The sequence below is a fragment of the Leptospira dzoumogneensis genome (assembly GCF_004770895.1).
Lineage (GTDB): Bacteria > Spirochaetota > Leptospiria > Leptospirales > Leptospiraceae > Leptospira_B > Leptospira_B dzoumogneensis.
This window is the reverse complement of record NZ_RQHS01000019.1, coordinates 654,087-671,543: the sequence shown is the minus strand read 5'-3', so window position 1 is coordinate 671,543 and position 17,457 is coordinate 654,087. Positions and strand designations below refer to the sequence as shown.

General features: G+C 40.6%; 14 protein-coding genes. 7 read left to right on the top strand and 7 right to left on the bottom strand.

Annotation, left to right across the window (positions count from 1 at the left end; all coding sequences use genetic code 11):
- Positions 1-3 precede the first annotated feature (3 nt).
- From EHR06_RS16705 to EHR06_RS16685, 5 genes are all read left to right on the top strand, one after another.
- Positions 4-873 carry an LIC_13355 family lipoprotein gene (locus EHR06_RS16705; RefSeq protein WP_135758025.1) on the top strand — a complete coding sequence of 290 codons (870 nt, stop codon included), beginning with the start codon at positions 4-6 and terminating at the stop codon, positions 871-873.
- A 67-nt stretch (positions 874-940) separates the two neighbouring features.
- Entirely contained in the window at positions 941-1,984 is a 1,044-nt protein-coding gene (cobT, locus tag EHR06_RS16700) for a nicotinate-nucleotide--dimethylbenzimidazole phosphoribosyltransferase (protein ID WP_135758024.1), read from the top strand.
- A gap of 55 nt (positions 1,985-2,039) precedes the next feature.
- Positions 2,040-2,852 (top strand): adenosylcobinamide-GDP ribazoletransferase, encoded by an 813-nt coding sequence (locus EHR06_RS16695; RefSeq protein ID WP_135758023.1) that lies wholly within the window; start codon positions 2,040-2,042, stop codon positions 2,850-2,852.
- A complete protein-coding gene (cobC, locus tag EHR06_RS16690; protein ID WP_135758022.1) occupies positions 2,837-3,478 on the top strand; it encodes an alpha-ribazole phosphatase family protein in 642 nt (213 codons plus the stop codon). Before EHR06_RS16695 ends, cobC begins: the two co-directional genes overlap by 16 nt.
- Positions 3,479-3,570: 92 nt before the next feature.
- Complete coding sequence (locus EHR06_RS16685; protein ID WP_135758021.1) at positions 3,571-4,659, top strand: vWA domain-containing protein; 1,089 nt, start codon at positions 3,571-3,573, stop codon at positions 4,657-4,659.
- 4 nt (positions 4,660-4,663) lie between these two features.
- Here EHR06_RS16685 and EHR06_RS16680 read toward each other — a convergent pair whose 3' ends face one another.
- From EHR06_RS16680 to EHR06_RS16650, 7 genes are all read right to left on the bottom strand, one after another.
- Positions 4,664-6,322 (bottom strand): mucoidy inhibitor MuiA family protein, encoded by a 1,659-nt coding sequence (locus EHR06_RS16680; RefSeq protein ID WP_135758020.1) that lies wholly within the window; start codon positions 6,320-6,322, stop codon positions 4,664-4,666.
- A gap of 8 nt (positions 6,323-6,330) precedes the next feature.
- On the bottom strand, positions 6,331-8,388 hold the full coding sequence (locus EHR06_RS16675; protein WP_244288633.1) for a mucoidy inhibitor MuiA family protein: 2,058 nt from the start codon (positions 8,386-8,388) through the stop codon (positions 6,331-6,333).
- A gap of 166 nt (positions 8,389-8,554) precedes the next feature.
- A complete protein-coding gene (locus tag EHR06_RS16670) occupies positions 8,555-9,847 on the bottom strand; it encodes a sterol desaturase family protein (RefSeq protein ID WP_135758018.1) in 1,293 nt (430 codons plus the stop codon).
- A 137-nt stretch (positions 9,848-9,984) separates the two neighbouring features.
- Positions 9,985-11,550, bottom strand: a complete 1,566-nt coding sequence (locus tag EHR06_RS16665) for an OmpP1/FadL family transporter (RefSeq protein ID WP_135758017.1) — start codon at positions 11,548-11,550, stop codon at positions 9,985-9,987.
- A gap of 270 nt (positions 11,551-11,820) precedes the next feature.
- Positions 11,821-13,671: a chloride channel protein gene (locus tag EHR06_RS16660; protein WP_135758016.1), complete on the bottom strand. Its 1,851-nt coding sequence runs from the start codon at positions 13,669-13,671 to the stop codon at positions 11,821-11,823.
- 9 nt (positions 13,672-13,680) lie between these two features.
- Positions 13,681-14,475: a hypothetical protein gene (locus tag EHR06_RS16655; protein WP_135758015.1), complete on the bottom strand. Its 795-nt coding sequence runs from the start codon at positions 14,473-14,475 to the stop codon at positions 13,681-13,683.
- On the bottom strand, positions 14,475-15,335 hold the full coding sequence (locus EHR06_RS16650) for a CPBP family intramembrane glutamic endopeptidase (protein WP_135758014.1): 861 nt from the start codon (positions 15,333-15,335) through the stop codon (positions 14,475-14,477). Before EHR06_RS16650 ends, EHR06_RS16655 begins: the two co-directional genes overlap by 1 nt.
- 79 nt (positions 15,336-15,414) lie before the next feature.
- Here EHR06_RS16650 and EHR06_RS16645 point away from each other — a divergent pair, with 79 nt between their 5' ends.
- Both EHR06_RS16645 and EHR06_RS16640 read left to right on the top strand, forming a co-directional pair.
- Positions 15,415-16,326 carry a LysM peptidoglycan-binding domain-containing M23 family metallopeptidase gene (locus tag EHR06_RS16645; protein ID WP_135758013.1) on the top strand — a complete coding sequence of 304 codons (912 nt, stop codon included), beginning with the start codon at positions 15,415-15,417 and terminating at the stop codon, positions 16,324-16,326.
- On the top strand, positions 16,326-17,426 hold the full coding sequence (locus EHR06_RS16640; protein WP_135758012.1) for an SMP-30/gluconolactonase/LRE family protein: 1,101 nt from the start codon (positions 16,326-16,328) through the stop codon (positions 17,424-17,426). The genes EHR06_RS16645 and EHR06_RS16640 overlap by 1 nt, the downstream gene beginning before the upstream one ends.
- Positions 17,427-17,457: the final 31 nt, after the last annotated feature.

Genomic DNA, 17,457 nt, shown 5'->3' with positions numbered 1-17,457 from the left:
TAAATGTTCAAGTTTAAAAAAGTTATTCAAATTTACGTAATATTTACTTGTTTTTCTTCAAGTTTCATCGGCTGCGAAGATCCCAAAAGTTCTTCAGGTGCTGAGGCCCTTCTTGCCCTTGGGTTGGGAGGGTCCGGATACTTAAGTTCCTGCGATCAAAGAACACCGGAATCAGGCAGGGGAATTTTTGTGGCTGATGAGATCGTTTCGGCTCCTACGAGTACCGGTATTGGATTCAAAGATTCAGATTGTTCTATCGACGGAATTCGTGGTGCAGGAAAGTTTAACGGTTCTCTCGACGTGTATACTTTAGATGCTTCCGGAGTCGGATCTTCTATTATACTACGATGGTCAGGAGTAAAAGTGCTCCCTGCTAGCGGTATCGACTTTATAGTTTATGAAAACCCTTTCTTTGTAGGAGTTCAAAATAACTCAAACTCCTTCGACAACGTTTTTATGGAGCCTCTAATAGTAGAAGTAGGCAACGATCTAACGAATTGGTGTGGATGGAATCCAACCTATACGAACTCGGATCCGAATACTTTTGTAGGAAATCCTATATACTGGAATAAATTCGCAGGGATCACACCTTTCATATATAACCAAGACTCGAATCCAATGACCGTGTCCGAAGTTTTCGATACGGATATTATAAACGGAGGCGGGGGTGGAGACGGTTTCGATCTAGCTGATCCTAATTTTGGAAACTCCGGTTCCGGTTGTAATAGTACCTTAAAAAGCGAAATCCAAACGAATGGATTCACTTATATCAAAATATCCGCAGCTAAAACGATTTTGACCTCACTACCTATAGATGCAGCTCACGCAAATCCTGATATAGACGGAGTTATTGCAAAATCCGTAACTCCTTAACCTAAAACTGAAAAAGATCTTCTGACCTTTTCCAGTTTCATATTAAAATTTTAACAAGTGAAAACATATGATCCGCCCTAAAGACGTGTACCAATTGGACTTAGATAAACATTTACGCAATAAAATCGATACCAAGACCAAACCATTAGGAGCTTTGGGAAAATTAGAAGATCTTGCCTACCGTATCGGCACTATCCAAAATACGGTAGATCCTGTATTATCGAATCCCCATTTATTAGTATTCGCAGGAGACCATGGACTCGCAGACTCGGGAGTTTCCGCCTTTCCGAAAGAAGTTACTTACCAAATGGTATTCAACTTTTTGAATGGAGGAGCGGCGATCAATGTATTCTGCAAACAACATGGGATCAAACTGTTGGTTGTGGATTCAGGAGTTTCCGGCGACTTCGAACAATCTCATCCAGATTTTATATCTGCAAAGATAGCAGCCGGGACCAGAAACATTCTGAACGAACCAGCAATGACAAGGGAAGAATGTGAAGAGGCAATCCGTATCGGTGAAGAGATCGCAACCACCAAAGTACCAAAAGATTGTAATGTGATCGGCTTTGGAGAGATGGGGATCGGAAATACTTCCAGCGCTTCTTTACTCGCTTCCGTATTTTTAGATCGTTCAGCAGAGGATCTTACTGGAAGAGGAACAGGCCTGGACGATCTGTCCTTAGAACGTAAAAAAAAGATCCTATCCGAATGCAGGGCAAAACACCAAGTAAATCCAAAAGATCCGATTGAAGTTCTCTCCAAGTTCGGCGGTTTCGAGATCGCAATGATCTGTGGAGCAATGCTTTCTTCCTATAAAGAAAATCGTTTGATCTTAGTGGACGGTTTTATTGCAAGTTCCGCATTCTTAACCGCTTCCAGAATCGAACCTAAGATCGTTCGTAACGCAGTATTTGCTCATAAGTCTTCCGAACAAGGCCATAGACTGATCTTAGAATTTTTTGACGCTGATCCTGTCTTGGATCTTGGGCTTCGCTTGGGAGAAGGAACAGGATGTGCACTCGCCTATCCTATCTTAGAATCCTCATTGGCATTCTTAAGAGAAATGGCAAGCTTCGAATCCGCCGGTGTTTCCGAAAAAAAAGACTGATCGAGGATCAAATTCTCGCTGCCCGAATCGGAGGAATGAATAAGTTCGTCTTTGCATGTTTGGATTTATCCGCAAAGAGCTGATCATTTTTCTTTCCTCCGTTCGTTATAATACTCGTATCATTGTTCCTTCTTGGGTGGAACATTCCGACGAATATCTAAACTCATCTTCCAGATATTTTCCCTTAGTAGGATGGATTGTTGGAACTGCAACATGGTTCGTTCTATGGGTTGCGGATCTTTCCTTAACCTGGGAGATCAGTATCGTTTTAGCGATGTCGGTTTCCGTTTTGGTTACAGGTGCTTTTCACGAGGACGGATTTACCGATGTATGCGACGGATTCGGCGGAGGATGGACTAAGGAGAAGATCCTAGAGATCATGAAGGACAGTAGGATCGGTGCCTTCGGAACGATCGGGATCATACTTGTTCTTCTTCTTAAATTTGTATGTTATAAATCTTTGGAAGAATTTTCCATCGAAGTATTATTTATCACCATAGTTTCCTCCCATTCTTCCAGTAGGTTTTGGGCATTATTCACTGCAAAAACACTTCCTTATGTGAGAGAAGATCAATTATCCAAAGCGAAACCGATCATCCAAACTTTAAGAAATTCTAATGTATTTATTGCGGGGATCTGGGGATTAGCTCCTTGGTTTGCATTCTTACATAATGAATATCTGCCTTCGGATAGAGTTTTCGGATTCTTATTATATCCGTTCCTTTTACAAACATTCGGATATTTGTATCTCAGAAGTTTTTATAAAAAATGGCTGGGTGGGTATACTGGAGATTGTTTAGGCGCAGTCCAACAAGTCACTGAACTATTATACCTGATCGGGATTATTGCCGCATGGAAATCTTTTTAGTCAGACATACTACTCCTGAAGTAGAACCGGGAACCTGTTACGGTAAATCGGATCTAGGACTTCCTGCCAGTTTTGAAAAAGAAGCGGAGAATATTTTGAAACTTCTTCCCGAAAAAGTACATTCTATCCGCACCAGTCCTTTATTCAGATGTTATAGTTTAGCGGAGTATATCAGCAAACATTTAGAATCAAAATCGATCACTCCCACTTGGAAAGTGGATCCGAATATCCAAGAACTGGATTTCGGCGATTGGGAAGGACGTTTATGGGAAGACCTGCCTAGATCGGAAACGGATCCTTGGATGGAAGATTATGTAAACAGAAGGCCACCAGGCGGAGAAACTTATTCCGAATTAAAAACCAGGATCTTAAGGTCATGGGAAGAAGGTCTACAAGAAGCAAGAACTTGGGAAAACCTTAAAAAAGAAGAAGAGGAGACATCCGAATACAGAACAATCTGGGTCAGCCACGGAGGACCAATCCGATGTTTGTCTTCTATCGTATTAGGTTTTCCTTTGGAGAATTCGTTTAGATTGGTTTTAGAATACGGGTCCGTTTCTTGTTTTAAGATCCGATTCGGAGAAATGGGATCTTATCCACAGTTCGTTTATTGGAATAAGAAATAACCTGCTCAGGATCAATAAGACATAAATAGAAAACCGGATCTCTAAGGTGTTTTTATTTTTATCCGATAAGGAATATAGTATTCGAATCTCCCATGTTTTCTTTCCGAATGTTCAGATCCAGATCCTTTATTCATTATAAAAATTTAAAATATCTTCTTTTTATAATATTATTTCTTGGTCCTTCTTTTATCATTTCGGATACATCTCCTGAACTCGCAGTACCGGGACAACCTGAAACTGCAAAATTATTCATCTTAGATGCAAGCGGTTCCATGAATGAATATCTTGGGATCTACCAAAAGGTACATCTCGCAAAAAAATATGTTCGTCATTATGTGGATAAACTTCCGGAAGAAACCGAAGTAGGTTTTATCGCTTACGGAAATCGTCTGCCCGGTTGTCAATCTTCCAGACTTTATCAGCCATTAGAAAAAGGAAATCGTCCCGGTTTTCAAAATAAACTTTTTGGCCTCACTCCTTCCGGAGCCACTCCACTCGCAGAGTCCATTCGGATCGCAGGAGATTATATCGTCCGCAGAAAATCTCCGACTGATTTGATCTTAGTAACCGACGGAATTGAAAGCTGCTATGGAAATCCGGAAAAAGAACTGCAGGTCCTGCAACAAAAAGGTATAAATTTCAAAATGCATATCTTCGGTCTAGGATTGAAACCTGAAGAAAAAAGAGTCATGCAATCTCTGGCAAAAACAGGAAACGGAAAGTATTATAATGTGGGAGAAGACAGCGATTTCTTTCTCGCAATGGAAGATCTTTTAAAACAAGAATCTCTACCTAAAAGAACGGAATTAGAAACTGAAAAGCGCAAACCTAAGATCAGAATTGCGGGTATTGAAAAAACTCAAACCGATTCGGAAGAGAATTTTTATAGAGTGAAATTCAATTTTGAGAATTCCGATTCTGATAGTCAATGTGTACTTTTAAATTTGAAAAGAAGAAGTTCCACTTCTTCCAAAATACAAAACTGGAATCCACAAAGAACTTCTGAACCTGAAAGAGTTTTGAGAACGGAACAGATCTGTTTCCAAACTAGAAAAGGAGAAGGAGAATTTCAAGTCTCCGCTCCGGCACATCTTCCTTTAAATTTGGAATTGGAACTTTGGGACACGAAAGGTATCCCAAGTTCCGTGGACAAAAGTGGAGAAAAAAATCTGACTGAGTAAGATCTTAGAAGGATCTTAAAAAATCCAAGTTTTGGTGATTCGGATAAGTTACCTTATACTCCAACTTGATCTCTTTTTTTCCGGAAGGAGGGATCACCAAACTCCATTCTATAATTCCTGAGTTAGCCCGATATTCCTTGGAACCCGGAGTGCTTGTCTCTTGATTTACTTCTACCTTAACACTTGCAGATTCGGAAATAGGGATCTGTTCTCTTACGATCACAGTTTTACTTTCTTTGCCGAAATTTTCCAGGCTCAGATAAACCTTTTTTTCCATTACCTTTTGAGTGGAGATAAGTCCTTCTTTTGTTTGGTTCCAATCCTTTCTATAAGAAAGTCTTAAACTACCTTCCGTGCCCAAAGATACGGAAAGATTTTCTTTAGGAGAAACATAGGAAACTTTTGTTCTTCCTACAAGTCCTGAACTTCTGAATAAAGAAACTTCTCCAGGAAGGATCGAAAATTCCCCCATGTTTTGAAATTCAGCTTCCAATAAAGGAAACGGTTTATACCTGGGAGAAGCCACGGTTTTTACTTGGATAGGCGCACTAAAGGATAACATTTCGAATTTTCTGGATTCTTTTTGAGAAGCTAAAGTGATCGTTTTAGGAAGCCTGAACAAAAATCCGCTTCCTCTTTCGCTGGAAGGAGAGGGCTCTTCCGTAGAAGGAATATTAGATTCTTCATTCGGCATTTGAGCAGCACCGACCGCCTGAGTTTGATTCGTAAGGATTTCCTGCTTGGAATCCACTTCTACATCAAATAATCTTAATGGACGAAGTCTGTCCCTTCTGAGAGATAGATCCGGTCTGGTGGTAGAAAGCAAAAGTTGCACTCCTTTCCAATCTTCTCCGGATTCTTGTCGGATCTCCACTATATATTCCAACTTTGCTTTACTCAAAGAATCATCCGCAGTTAGAATATAAGTAGGTTTCCAATCTGCACTTGGAACCAAATAACTCAAACGAAGCTCCACACTTTTTGCCTCGGAACTTGTGTTTACGATCTGGACCCAAGTGGTGCGTGTACTTTTTTCCGCCTGGGATAATAAAAGGGAAAGTTGTGCTCGAGCTTCTTCCAGCTCGGTTTGGACCTTACGTTTGGACTTTTCTAACTTCTCCCAAGAAGCAAAAATGGAAACAGCCTCATCCCTGGTTTTTTTAAGGTAAGTTCCCCAGTTTTTTCCATCTCCTTCCACCCTACCATACAAAAGATTACGGCCCACAACATCCGAAACTTTTTTGCGCATCTCGGATAATAGGTCCTTTTCGGCTTTCAGATCATTCTCTTTTGCTAATATACTTTCTTGATCCTTCTCCAGTTGTTGCACTTTTTTCTGAAGAAGGGCAACTTCCGGATTTGAAGCTGCAGTACCTTCTTCTTTCCAAGTCCTGGAACCTGTGACCTCCACTTGAGGAGAAGTTATGGCAGCCGTTAAGGTTTCTTCTAAAAGGGAGACCGGGAGATAAGAAATTTCTATCTTATTGGTTCCCGGTTCCAATTGTACTCTCCCGGATCTTAAGATCTGGGCTGTTCCCTGATGAACAGTCACCTCTTTGATAGGAAGACTGAATTCCTTTCCAAATATAGGAAAAGAAACCAAGGCGAAGATGAATGTGAATTTCGTGATTGATGAATACATTAAATTTTTATAATTTTTCATGATAAGCCTCAATAAGAATCCGAACCGGGAGTTTCTCTTAGAATATTATCCGCAGGATAAGAGACCGTATATTCGAACTGAACTGTTTTACGTGAGTTTGCACCGATCTCAAATTCGTAAGTCAAAATTCCGTCTTCCGTTTTGGACTTAGGGGTATCCGTGCCTGCGGACCATTCCACTTTTACACTATCATCATTCGTATAAGGAATACGATCGATCAATCGCACCGGAACAGCTCTACGTTTGTTATTTTTGATGGAGATAGTAACTCTATAACGGATATTCTTTTTACGAGAGATGATCCCGGACTTATCATCCAGTTTTTCCTGCTTTCTTTCCACCTTGATATCCCTATCAGGCCCGAGTTCCATTTTGATCTCTTGGCCGGGCTTTAATGTGGATACAGTAGTCGTTCCGAGTAGATTTTCGCCCGAATAAATTTCCAAGGGACCCGCAAGCAAAGGTTCTCTTTCCGTATTCGAAGAGACCACGTTTAAAAAGACTCCATCATTCGTAAGTGGAGAAGTTTCATAACCGGGACGAACAGTGATATTTCTTTTACGAAGAAAGACCCGATTCAATGTGCGATCGGAAGGAATTTTTTCTCTAGACTGAGCAATATATCTGAAATCAAATCCTTCGGAAGAAATTCCTGGAGCGATCAATTGGTTAGAATATTTTTTATCCGAACTCAATTGAGAAGATCTATTTAAAAGATTTTGTACTTCATTCTCCAGATCTTTCAGTTCCTTTCTGGAACTTTCTCTTAAACCTGAAAATCTGCGGAGAGCTTCTTTTCCATATCGAATGGATTCTTCATAAGATCCTTGGTCGAAAGAATATTTTTGGTTCGCAAGTTCTCCTTGCAGCCTATTCATATTCTCTTCTACACGAAGTGAATTGGATCTATCTTTATAATTTCCTTCTATTAATGCACGGGATTGCATCAAAGGACTGTCGTTCTTTTCCTGGTAATAGGCATCGTCGATCCTCTCTTCTGCCTTACTTCTTTGAGAGACTTTAGGAGCCGGTGCTTTTTTCTTGGATTCCTTTTTGGTCTGGATCATACTTCCTGCATTTGCAGAAGGTTTAGAAGGAGCGTCATACTCCTTATCAGCCGGAGAATAATCTTCGTCACCTGAATACACGGCTACTTCTTTAGAAGCGATCCTATATTCTCTATATTCAGGTAAGTCTATATCTTGGTTCGGATTTGCAGTAGAAAATTCCAATCGAACGTTTTTCCAATCTTCTCCGGTTTCGTTGCGAACTAATGCATGCCAACCTAACTCTGCTTCTTGTCCGTTTGAATTTAATTCCAAAGTGTAACGAGGGAACCAGTTTGCTCCGCGGATCAGATATTTATATTCAAACGGAAATACATTTGCCGAGTCGGATTCCACATCCAATCGGATCTCTTTTCTGCGAAGAGTATCTCCTTCCGCAAGATGAGAGATCTTAGTACTCACTATATAAAATTCTTCTCGGATACGATCTAGTTCTTCTAGTTTTGCTAATCTAAGTTTTGTATTATCTTCCGCTAGTTCAGCGTATGTTTTTCGGAAGGAAGAAAAATTTTCCGAGTCGATCTTCTCCACTACTCCGTCTTGTTCTCGGATCGCAGGTTTAATCGATTTGATAGAAGTTTCCCAATCCAAAAGGTCTTGTACCTCTCTGGACTTTGTACTTAAAGCCAAGAGTAGACCTTCTTTCCTTTTTTCTAACTCTTCCGCTTCTTGGGATTTTTTTCTTCTAGAAGCTTTTTCCGAAACTCGTATCCCTTTGATCTTAAATTTTTTATTCGGATCTGTAAATGTAATGATCACACTCTTATCCAGAGAAGCGATTGGAACTTCTCCCAATAGTACTTCCGAAACTCCCGCAGGAAGTTTTACCTCGGATTGTCTTGTGACGTAGACTAAATCGGAATACAATAGAACAGAATCAATTCTTGCGTAAGAAACGGAGACTGGGGACTTGGAAGCCTTCTCCTCTTCCGTAATGGCAGTAGGAGTATCGCTTGTAGAAGGGACCGATTCTTGGGCGTAAAAATTAGTCCCTAGCAAAATCAGAAAAGATGCCGCAAGAACCGAGGAAGAAAAACGAGAAATCATAGGTTCTATGTGGATACTTGCCGAAACATTGTTCGTCAATTTATTTTCAGAGTGATAAAAAAAGCGCCTTCGTTGAAAAGGCGCCTTTAACTCTAAAAACTAGCTCAAAAATACCGAACTAAACTGTTTTAGGCGTGTATCCTTTGATGCTGAAAAACCTTTTTTGAGAAACCAAAAAGCCCCCCAGCACAAAGAATGAGATCAATGCGACCTGCTTCATAAGTTCAGGAAGATATTGCAAAGTTTCTATCGGAAGAACTGCAGTTAATTTTTCCACATGAGTGAAATCAAACGGATATACATAGGTTAGTGCGGCAATAGATGCCAGACGGATCAGCTCGGAAACGATACCCGAAGTTTTTAGTTCGAAGATCGCTCCTATATTCCAAAGAGTCCAAAGCACATAAAAACCTAAGACGCACATTTCAAACAAAGGTAATTCTTTTTTGAACTCTAGATAGACCATAGAAGCGCCCAGCCCGAAGAAGAACTGAGTGATAGAATACGCTAATAATGTATAAGGAATAGATGTATTAAATTTTTGATAAGTAGAACGATCGATCTCCGGAGGAACCACCGATTCTCCCAAGTCTTTCGGCTTCCAACCCGGAGGTTTGATCCAAACTAAAAATTTATCCTTCCAAGATTTGGTTTTCCAAGAAAGAAGGAATAACTCCTCGAAATAATGGAACTGTGTCCAAATAGGACTCCAGGTTTGCATAGGTTTTACGATCCCAAAAATAGGCTCTTCTTCTTCCTCTTTATAAGATCCGAACATTCTGTCCCAGATCGCAAGCGTTCCCGCGTAATTTTTATCTATATATTTAGGATCTCTTCCGTGGTGCACTCTATGTTGAGAAGGAGTGTTGAACACCCACTCAAAAATCCCTAACTTAGGAATTGCTCTAGTATGCAGCCAAAATTGATAAGCAAAATTGATCTGGATACAAAGAAGGAACATGATAGGCGGAAACCCCATCAGGGCCAACGGAAGATAAAAAGGAAGAGAGAATGTATTCTGAGTGACCCCTTGTCTTAAGGCCACCGTAAAGTTATAATCTTCACTTTGATGATGAGCCACGTGAGAAGCCCAGAAAATATTGATCTCATGCCCGAATCTATGGTACCAATAATAAAAGAAATCGGCTAGAACGAAACAGAACACCCAGCCTATCCAAGAATCGTTTGAAATATTCAATATTCCAAATTTTGCATATACCCAGGAATACACTGCCATCAATGCCAGAGTGATAAACACCGTAAAGATCTGCATGAAGATCCCGGCGGAAAGATTATTGATGGAGTCCTTAAAACGATAGAAGGGTTTGTCTCCAAACAAGGAGTAAAGCAGCTCTACAACGATCAAAACGAAAAATACGGGAGTGATCAGTTCAATTATATTCTTTTCCATCTCTATTACCGAGTTTCGACTATCTCTGTAGCGATCATTCGGTCAAGAAAAAGAACCGAGGCGGTTTTCGAATTCCGCCTCAGATGGAGCTATTAGATAACAGATGTTATTTCATTTCCCCAGAAAGGGGAAAAAGGTTAGAAGAATAAGCTTACGGAGAAGTTTACGGACCAGATATATCCGCCGTAATTATAGCTAGGATTCCTTTCGGAAGGGAGAGTTTTATTGATCTCCACATTTTTCAACTGTTGGTTCGTGATCGCTAAATCGAAAATCACCGGGTTTTTCAATCTATCTTTCAAGAACGCAAAGTTCCTTCCGTTGAATATATAGGAAACACCAATGGAGTAGATCATACGATCATTATCCATCCAGTTGTTTGCGCCCGCATAATGAGGAACCGGACTAGGTCTTTTTCCGATACCACCTCTGAACTTCAAGAAAGGACGGAAAGCATACTCTGCTCCCATACGAACGTTTGTAGTATCATGGAAATCAAGAGGTTCCGAATATTTTTCTTTAATTCTAGAAAGTTTATATAAACTCCAGATCTCTCTGTTCACATCTACGTTTAATAAAAGTTTTTCCGTAGGTCTGAATCCTATACCGTAAGACCAAACTCTCGGGTTATACTGATCCAATAAAGCCAGGTCGAAATCCAATTGGATCCCTAAAAGAGTAGTCTGGGCACGAGCAGGAATCGGATCCGCAGACAGATAAGTTTCTCTTTTATACGAAACCCCCGCACTCCATTTACCGTAAGTGAATTGGAGTCCATAAGTCGGGTTGATGATCGGTTTTAAAGTAAGAACTACTTGTGAGTTTGCTTGTACAGGATCCGGAGAGATCGGAACGTCTTTTAATAAGATCGCACCGGAACCGCCTGCAAGTGCAGTGATACCAACCCCTGCAAAAAGACGGTCTTTCCAAAGTTCCACACCTACCCCGGCCATAATGGTAGGACGTTCATTACTTTTTCCTGATTGAAGGTATCTAGGAACAGTAGGGTTTTGATCGTTCACCACCATCAAGTTTCCGGAAGCAGGAACGATAGCGTTCAATCCGAAACGAATGGTTCTACCTATATCGAAAATTTCGTTTAGGTTCATTGTAAAACCCAAACCGACATAGCTGTCGTCAGGGTTCTTAGTGTTCTCGTTCTTAGGTGCGTTGTTCTTTAATGTAGGATTCGCATAAGTTCCTAAGAAAGACACTTCATGATAAGGACGGTTCGGGCGGAGAAGAGGCTGATAAGTGAACATCCCCTTTCCCATATTCGCAAAGCCGTCTCTAAAATTAAACCAAGCTTTTTTATACCATTTGTCCGGAGGTGCACCGGCTTCGGTTTGAGGCTCGGTGTTTAGTAAAGGACCTTCTTGAGGAATTGGATTCCCATTCGCATCCTTAGGAACTTCTCCATTCGCTGCTGCTTCTTTCTCTTTTTCTTTCTGTTCCCATTGAGAGATGAACAAATCCGCTTCGTTCAATCTTCCCAAACCGGCAACATTATAGAAAACCGCAGATGAGTTGTTCACCGTAGCGGTAACTGCACCCGCCATACCGGCTGCACCCGCATGGGCACCGTAGATATCCCCGTAACTACCGGCAGTCAGCTCGGATGTGCCGACTCCCAATATCCCCAAAACTGCGAGGATAATCCTCGACCCGGAGATAATTTTTTGACTAGAAACTCTGTTTCGCATTTTCCTTCCTGCTTTGAACCAATTCCATAACTTACCCTAACCCATCTAGAATTGGCTGATCTCTTTATTACACATCAGTTATTTTTTAAAAATTTTCCGTATCTTAGCGGAAAGGTCAAAATTGTCCACCAAAATCAGAAAATGAGCCCTTGGTCATTTTTATCCATAAAACAATAAAAATACCTAAAAATAAGAGATAAATACCTATTATTGTAAAAGAATGAACGCTACATATATTTTTAGGTTTTAAAGAAGGACTAAAAATTCAATTTAAGCGCCTGAAATTGGCTTCGAAGATCGGGTCTTCTCAAAATATATCGAAATAATGTCAGCATAACGTAAATATCCCAAATATTTTCCATTCTCTCCCACTGGAATCTTATCCATCCCCATATCCAAGAGAGTTTTAAATGCAGTCGCCAGGTTTGTTTGGACGGAAATCGGCAAAATTGATGTGTCAGTCACATCTTTCACGAGGATCAGGTTCTGAGTGAGATCTCTTCCTTCTAAAAATAAGCGGCTTGTACGTAGAGAGATCATACCGAAATAGTTTCCGTTCTCTTCCAAGACGATATAGTCGCTTGCATTAATTTTTAGTGCTTCTTCTTCCAACTGAGAAAGAAGGACGGAAGTTTTAACCTCTGCAATATTTCTAAGCCTATCTTTGATGTCTTCGATCCGAATTCCTTCCAGCAAGTCTCGATTCATGTCCCAATCATGAGCGGGAGATTGGAAGCGGGTGTTCTTCTGGCTCTTATACAAATTCAATTTATGAGAAAGAACAAAAGTGATAATAGAAACGATCATCAAAGGGGGAAGAAGAGAATAACTTCCTATGATCTCGCAGATCATCACCATTCCTGCAATGGGAGCACTCGCGATGCCTGCGTAAAAAGCTCCCATCCCAACAAGTACGAAAGAAGCTACGGACACTTGGTAACCTAAAACTAATTTTGCAAATGTCCCAAGAGCTCCTCCTAACATTCCACCTATGAATAAAGAGGGCCCGAACATTCCTGCGGATCCGCCGCTTCCGATCGTAAACGAAGTAGTGATAATTTTTAAGAACGCGAGAAGTAAGAAGAAGAGTATGATCTGCAGATCTTGAGTCAGATAAGGAGTGTAATTAGGAAATTGAAAGCTGCCTTCTAATACATCTTGTAAGACACCGGAGCCTGTTCCTATAACTTCCGGTAAAAAATAACCGATGATCCCTACAGGAATTCCGCCTAACGCAGGTTTGATCCACATAGGAAATTTCCAGCCCTTGGACCATCCTTGTATGAATTGAAATACCTTGATCAAAAAGGCTCCGTTCAAATAACAAACTATCCCTAAAAATAAATAAAAGATAAGTTCCTTATACTCTATAAATCCTATCTCAGGAACCTTATACACGGAACCGAATCCGTTAAAGGAAGAGTAAGTTAAGAATGCAGTCACGGAAGAAATGATACAAGGAACCAATGTATCACTTTCTATATCTTCTCTGTACACCATCTCAACCGAGGTCAATGCACCGCCTAAAGGAGCATGAAAGATCGCACCGAGTCCGCCTGCGGTCCCCGCGAGTAATAATGTACGTCTTGCTCTTGCACCTGCCTTGGTTAAGTTTGCGACTAAGGAGCCGAATCCTGCACCAATTAGAGAGATAGGACCTTCTTTACCTCCACTTCCTCCTGAGGATAAAGTAAATACTGTTGCGATCGATTTGATCAGAGGAACTTTCGGATCTACCTTACCTTCTTTATTATGAAAAGAATCTATTAAGGAATCTGTTCCGGTACCTGCGGAATCAGGGGAAAATTTCCAGATAACCAAACCTGCAATCACCCCCCCTAATATGGGAATAAATAAAAGAGCCCATCTTCCTAAATAAATGGAAGCGATAGGTCCCAGAGAAACGAAATATTCTCCGCCTGAATGTGTATTATGTAAACCTGATATAGATTCTAAGGAAATATATTCCGCCCAGGCGAGCGCTCTGGAAAAAAGAAGAGCACCCAAACCGGAAACAATCCCTGTCAGAACACAATATAGGTATAAAGACCTTCTGCCCTTAATCGTAAAATAAGAAGAGATCGGTCTTTGTCGGAATTCCGCGTAGATATTTCCGAACATAAAGGATCCTTAAAATGATTTGGAAACCGAAATCTCCATGATCCGATTATGGGTATACGTATCCTGCCAACCGCCGATCATTCTATACAATCTAGGAAGTACTAGTAAACCGATAAACACGGGAGCACCGGGAGAATCCAAAACGTTTCCGGAAGCAGTAGGCTTTAAGAAATAAGATTCAAGAGCGCTGTTTTTTTCCATCGTAGTGGTAGCGTAATAATATCCTATCCCTGCGAGTAAAAGATCTAGACCGATATAACCGAACATACTTTTGAGCCTATCCGAACCCCCATATACCGGAGATTTGTAAGAGTTATAAAAAACGGAAGCAGCAGGTTGGACCAATGCCAAAGACTCACTCCAAAAATAACTTTTACGATAAGGTTCGAACTTTGCGTCTTCCGAAACATCGGTATAATTCGTAAGCCCTCCGGTTAATTCTTTTTTAGTAAGTTCTTCCTGTAGAAAATTCCTAAAAACCCTTTCGGCTCCCTTTTTAGAAGATTCAATTCGGATCAAACTCATCTTCTCTCTTTTTGCCAATCCCAAAACGAATACATCCAACTGTAGGGGAGAATACCATTTAGAAGTATATCTAAACGCAAAACCTTTCGTGTTTTGGTTGGATAATACTCTATCATAAGTCAATCGATTCAATGCGGAAAGAAGTCTGGTATCGTTCTCACCGGGCTCGCCTTCTAGTTCGAAAACTTCACCCGCATAAACATGGGAGAAGGAAGATAGAAAGAAAAATACGAATAATGTCTTTAGGATTTTATGTTTAAATCTTTTTTGCATGTTCATTAAGAGATCCGATCCCCAAGCAGAAATCCGGCCAAAAGCATGGATGCATTATAAGTGATATGTGCAGTCACAGGCACCCATATATTACCGGTTTTTAAATAAGAAATTCCGAATGAAAGTCCCACGAATATAAGAAGGATCGGAGCCACATAAGATCCCCCGTTAAAATGGACCACTCCGAAAATTACCGAAGTTATAATGAGTCCTATGGAACCTAGGTTCTTTTCCTCGAAGTATTTTAGTAAAAATCCTCTAAAGAAAAATTCCTCAAAGATCCCCGCTCCAAATGCGATAGCAAGTAAGGTCCATCCTAATAATTTCCAATTTAAGAAAAGATTTTTAGTAAGGATGATCTCCAAATAATTGGATTGGGGTTTGCCTATGATAAAAAAGATCAGACTGCTAGCTACATTCACAAAACAGAATGTAGCAAAGCCGGTTGCAACTCCTGCTAAAATATCTCTGCCGTTTGCAGAATCCGTGAATTCCGCAGTTTCTATTCTAGCGATCTTTCGGATAAAAAAGTAGGAAGGGACCAGAAAGCATAATCCCCAAATAATCCTGTCCAAAGACAATAGCCAAGGACGTTTAGTGACTACGAATTCGGTATATTCTCTAACTGCTTTTTCGGCGGAGGCAGGTTCATTCCAAGCCACTTCCGAAGATACCGTGTTTACTACTTCTTTTGTTTTAACGAAGTTTTGTTTAGGAGCCTTGAGAGATAAGGTGCTCTCCACTTGGAATCTGGTGACCCTCATATAGGAATACATACCGATGAACAGTATGAAAACCTGGATCAGACCCATGAGCAGAACGTCTCTGCCGGGAGCGAGTTTTTGATCTTCCTTTTCTAAATCCATTCCAAAGGGCCCTTCCAATCATTTATGGGGGATTTTTTGCGTCATTGTTTTTTTATAATCTGCCGACTAGAGAAAAGATATGCCTTCCTTCAAAAGACATCTCATTTTATTATCCGCACTCATACTAATCTCTCTAAACGAGGTCCACGCGGTTTACGATCGCCTTCCCTTAAAAAGTTTAGAATATTCGGATACTAAGATCATCCGAGTCAGAGAAGAGATAAAATATAACCTTCAAATTTCGGTTTCCAACTTAGCCCAAAAAGATCTGGTCCATCTTAGATTCCTAGTCTACAAAGTAGGACCCAAGGATACTTTTTTTAAGATCATGGCCAGGACCGGAATGGACTTGGACACTCTTTCCTCCGTAAACGAATTAGCCTCTCCCCAAGACATCTATTCCGGGATGGAACTTTTGATCCCGAATATGAGAGGAGTTTACGACTCGGAAGAACATTCTCCCGACGAATCCGGACGCAAAAAAGTCGCGGCCCGTTTTCGGATCTCTCCCAAATTCTTATACTATGATGACCTCAGAAAATCCTGGTTCGTTCCAGGAAGAGGATTACCTAAAGAAGAGAAAAACTTTTTTTACGGATTAGTATTCTCGGATCCGTTAGCGGAAGAAGGAAGAGTCAGTTCAAAGTTCGGAAGAAGAAAGGATCCTTTCACTAAAAAGGATACCTTTCACGGCGGCATTGATCTAGCGGCGGAGGAAGGAACTCCGGTATATGCATCAGCAGATGGAGAAGTTTCCTTTTCCGGAACAAGAGGCGGTTACGGAAGTCTGATCGTTTTAAAACATGGATTGGGTTACGAAACCAAGTACGGACATTTAAGCAAGCTGTTGGTTTCTCCGGGCGCAAGGGTCAAAAAAGGACAATTGATCGGAGAAGTCGGAATGAGCGGAAGAGCCACCGGATTTCATTTACATTTTGAGGTGTTGAGAAATAGTTTGAGACAGAGGCCCATATTTAAGGGTCATGTCTGATGTTCCGTAGATCCCTTTCCAATACAACTGTCAGGATACTTATTCCTTCTACTTTTCTATTCCTAATTTTCGGGACCTTTATTCTATTCGGTTGGAGCAAAACCGATCCGACAGATTACGATCCCGACGATATTATCCGCCAAGAAGAAAGAGATATATTATTTATTTCTAATGTAGTAAACGAAAAATCCCCTATAGAAAAACCGTTCGGTCTTGCAATTGATTCTAGAGGATCTATTTATACAGGCTCCTACGACGGAAATATTTATAAGATCAAAACCGACGGACAAACCGAATTATTCGCTAAAACTTCCGGAAGAGTATTGGGGATCGTATTCGATGGAAAAGAAAATTTAGTCGCCTGCGTCTCCGGACTAGGACTTGCATTTTATGACTCTAAAGGAAATGAGAACGTCCTTCTTAGAGAAGATTCGGAAGGAAATCCGTTAACAAATCTATATGGTTTAGATATTGGATCCGATGGAACCGTTTATTTTACGGAAGTAAGTCGAAAGTTTTCTTACGACGATTCTTATTTGGAAGAATTAGAATCCAAACCAAACGGTAGAATTCTTTCTTATGATCCGAGAACCCAAGAAGTAAAAACGGTTTTAGAGGATCTATATCATCCGACCGGCATCAGTTTATCTTCTTCCGAAGACTTTTTGGTCTTTGGAGAAAAGTACAGGCATCGTGTTTCTCGTTTTTGGTTAAAAGGGAAGAAGGCAGGCAAAGATCAGTTCCTTATCACACATCTTCCCGGAAGCCCTGCACTGATCAGTTCCGACTCTCAGAAAAATTTCTGGATCGCTTTATCTTCTCCCAGACATATCGCAATCGATAAGATACAAAACTTTCCACTTTTAAAAAAGGCAATTGCCGCACTTCCGTTCTTCTTTAAACCCTTAGAAGGAGAATTAGCTTATATCCTTTCCATAAATGAAGAAGGAGATATTAGCCTTTCTTTGATGGATAACACTTCGGATAAATTGGGATCGATTACTTCTGCTTTGCAGTACGGATCCGGGGTTTTACTTGCAGGATTTTCTTCTCAAAAAATTTGGAAGTGGAAGTTTGAAACTCTGGAGATGTTTTTTTAAACAAAAAAGCGCCCCGATCGGAGCGCTTTTA

What these genes read in the sequence shown, in the direction of transcription:
- cobT (WP_135758024.1), top strand. Translation starts at nt 941, where the DNA reads ATGATCCGCCCTAAAGACGTGTACCAATTGGACTTAGATAAACATTTA.
- EHR06_RS16650 (WP_135758014.1), bottom strand. Translation starts at nt 15,335, where the DNA reads ATGGATTTAGAAAAGGAAGATCAAAAACTCGCTCCCGGCAGAGACGTT.
- EHR06_RS16660 (WP_135758016.1), bottom strand. Translation starts at nt 13,671, where the DNA reads ATGTTCGGAAATATCTACGCGGAATTCCGACAAAGACCGATCTCTTCT.
- EHR06_RS16695 (WP_135758023.1), top strand. Translation starts at nt 2,040, where the DNA reads ATGTTTGGATTTATCCGCAAAGAGCTGATCATTTTTCTTTCCTCCGTT.
- EHR06_RS16645 (WP_135758013.1), top strand. Translation starts at nt 15,415, where the DNA reads ATGCCTTCCTTCAAAAGACATCTCATTTTATTATCCGCACTCATACTA.
- EHR06_RS16655 (WP_135758015.1), bottom strand. Translation starts at nt 14,475, where the DNA reads ATGAACATGCAAAAAAGATTTAAACATAAAATCCTAAAGACATTATTC.
- EHR06_RS16680 (WP_135758020.1), bottom strand. Translation starts at nt 6,322, where the DNA reads ATGAAAAATTATAAAAATTTAATGTATTCATCAATCACGAAATTCACA.
- cobC (WP_135758022.1), top strand. Translation starts at nt 2,837, where the DNA reads ATGGAAATCTTTTTAGTCAGACATACTACTCCTGAAGTAGAACCGGGA.
- EHR06_RS16670 (WP_135758018.1), bottom strand. Translation starts at nt 9,847, where the DNA reads ATGGAAAAGAATATAATTGAACTGATCACTCCCGTATTTTTCGTTTTG.
- EHR06_RS16705 (WP_135758025.1), top strand. Translation starts at nt 4, where the DNA reads ATGTTCAAGTTTAAAAAAGTTATTCAAATTTACGTAATATTTACTTGT.
- EHR06_RS16685 (WP_135758021.1), top strand. Translation starts at nt 3,571, where the DNA reads ATGTTTTCTTTCCGAATGTTCAGATCCAGATCCTTTATTCATTATAAA.
- EHR06_RS16665 (WP_135758017.1), bottom strand. Translation starts at nt 11,550, where the DNA reads ATGCGAAACAGAGTTTCTAGTCAAAAAATTATCTCCGGGTCGAGGATT.
- EHR06_RS16640 (WP_135758012.1), top strand. Translation starts at nt 16,326, where the DNA reads ATGTTCCGTAGATCCCTTTCCAATACAACTGTCAGGATACTTATTCCT.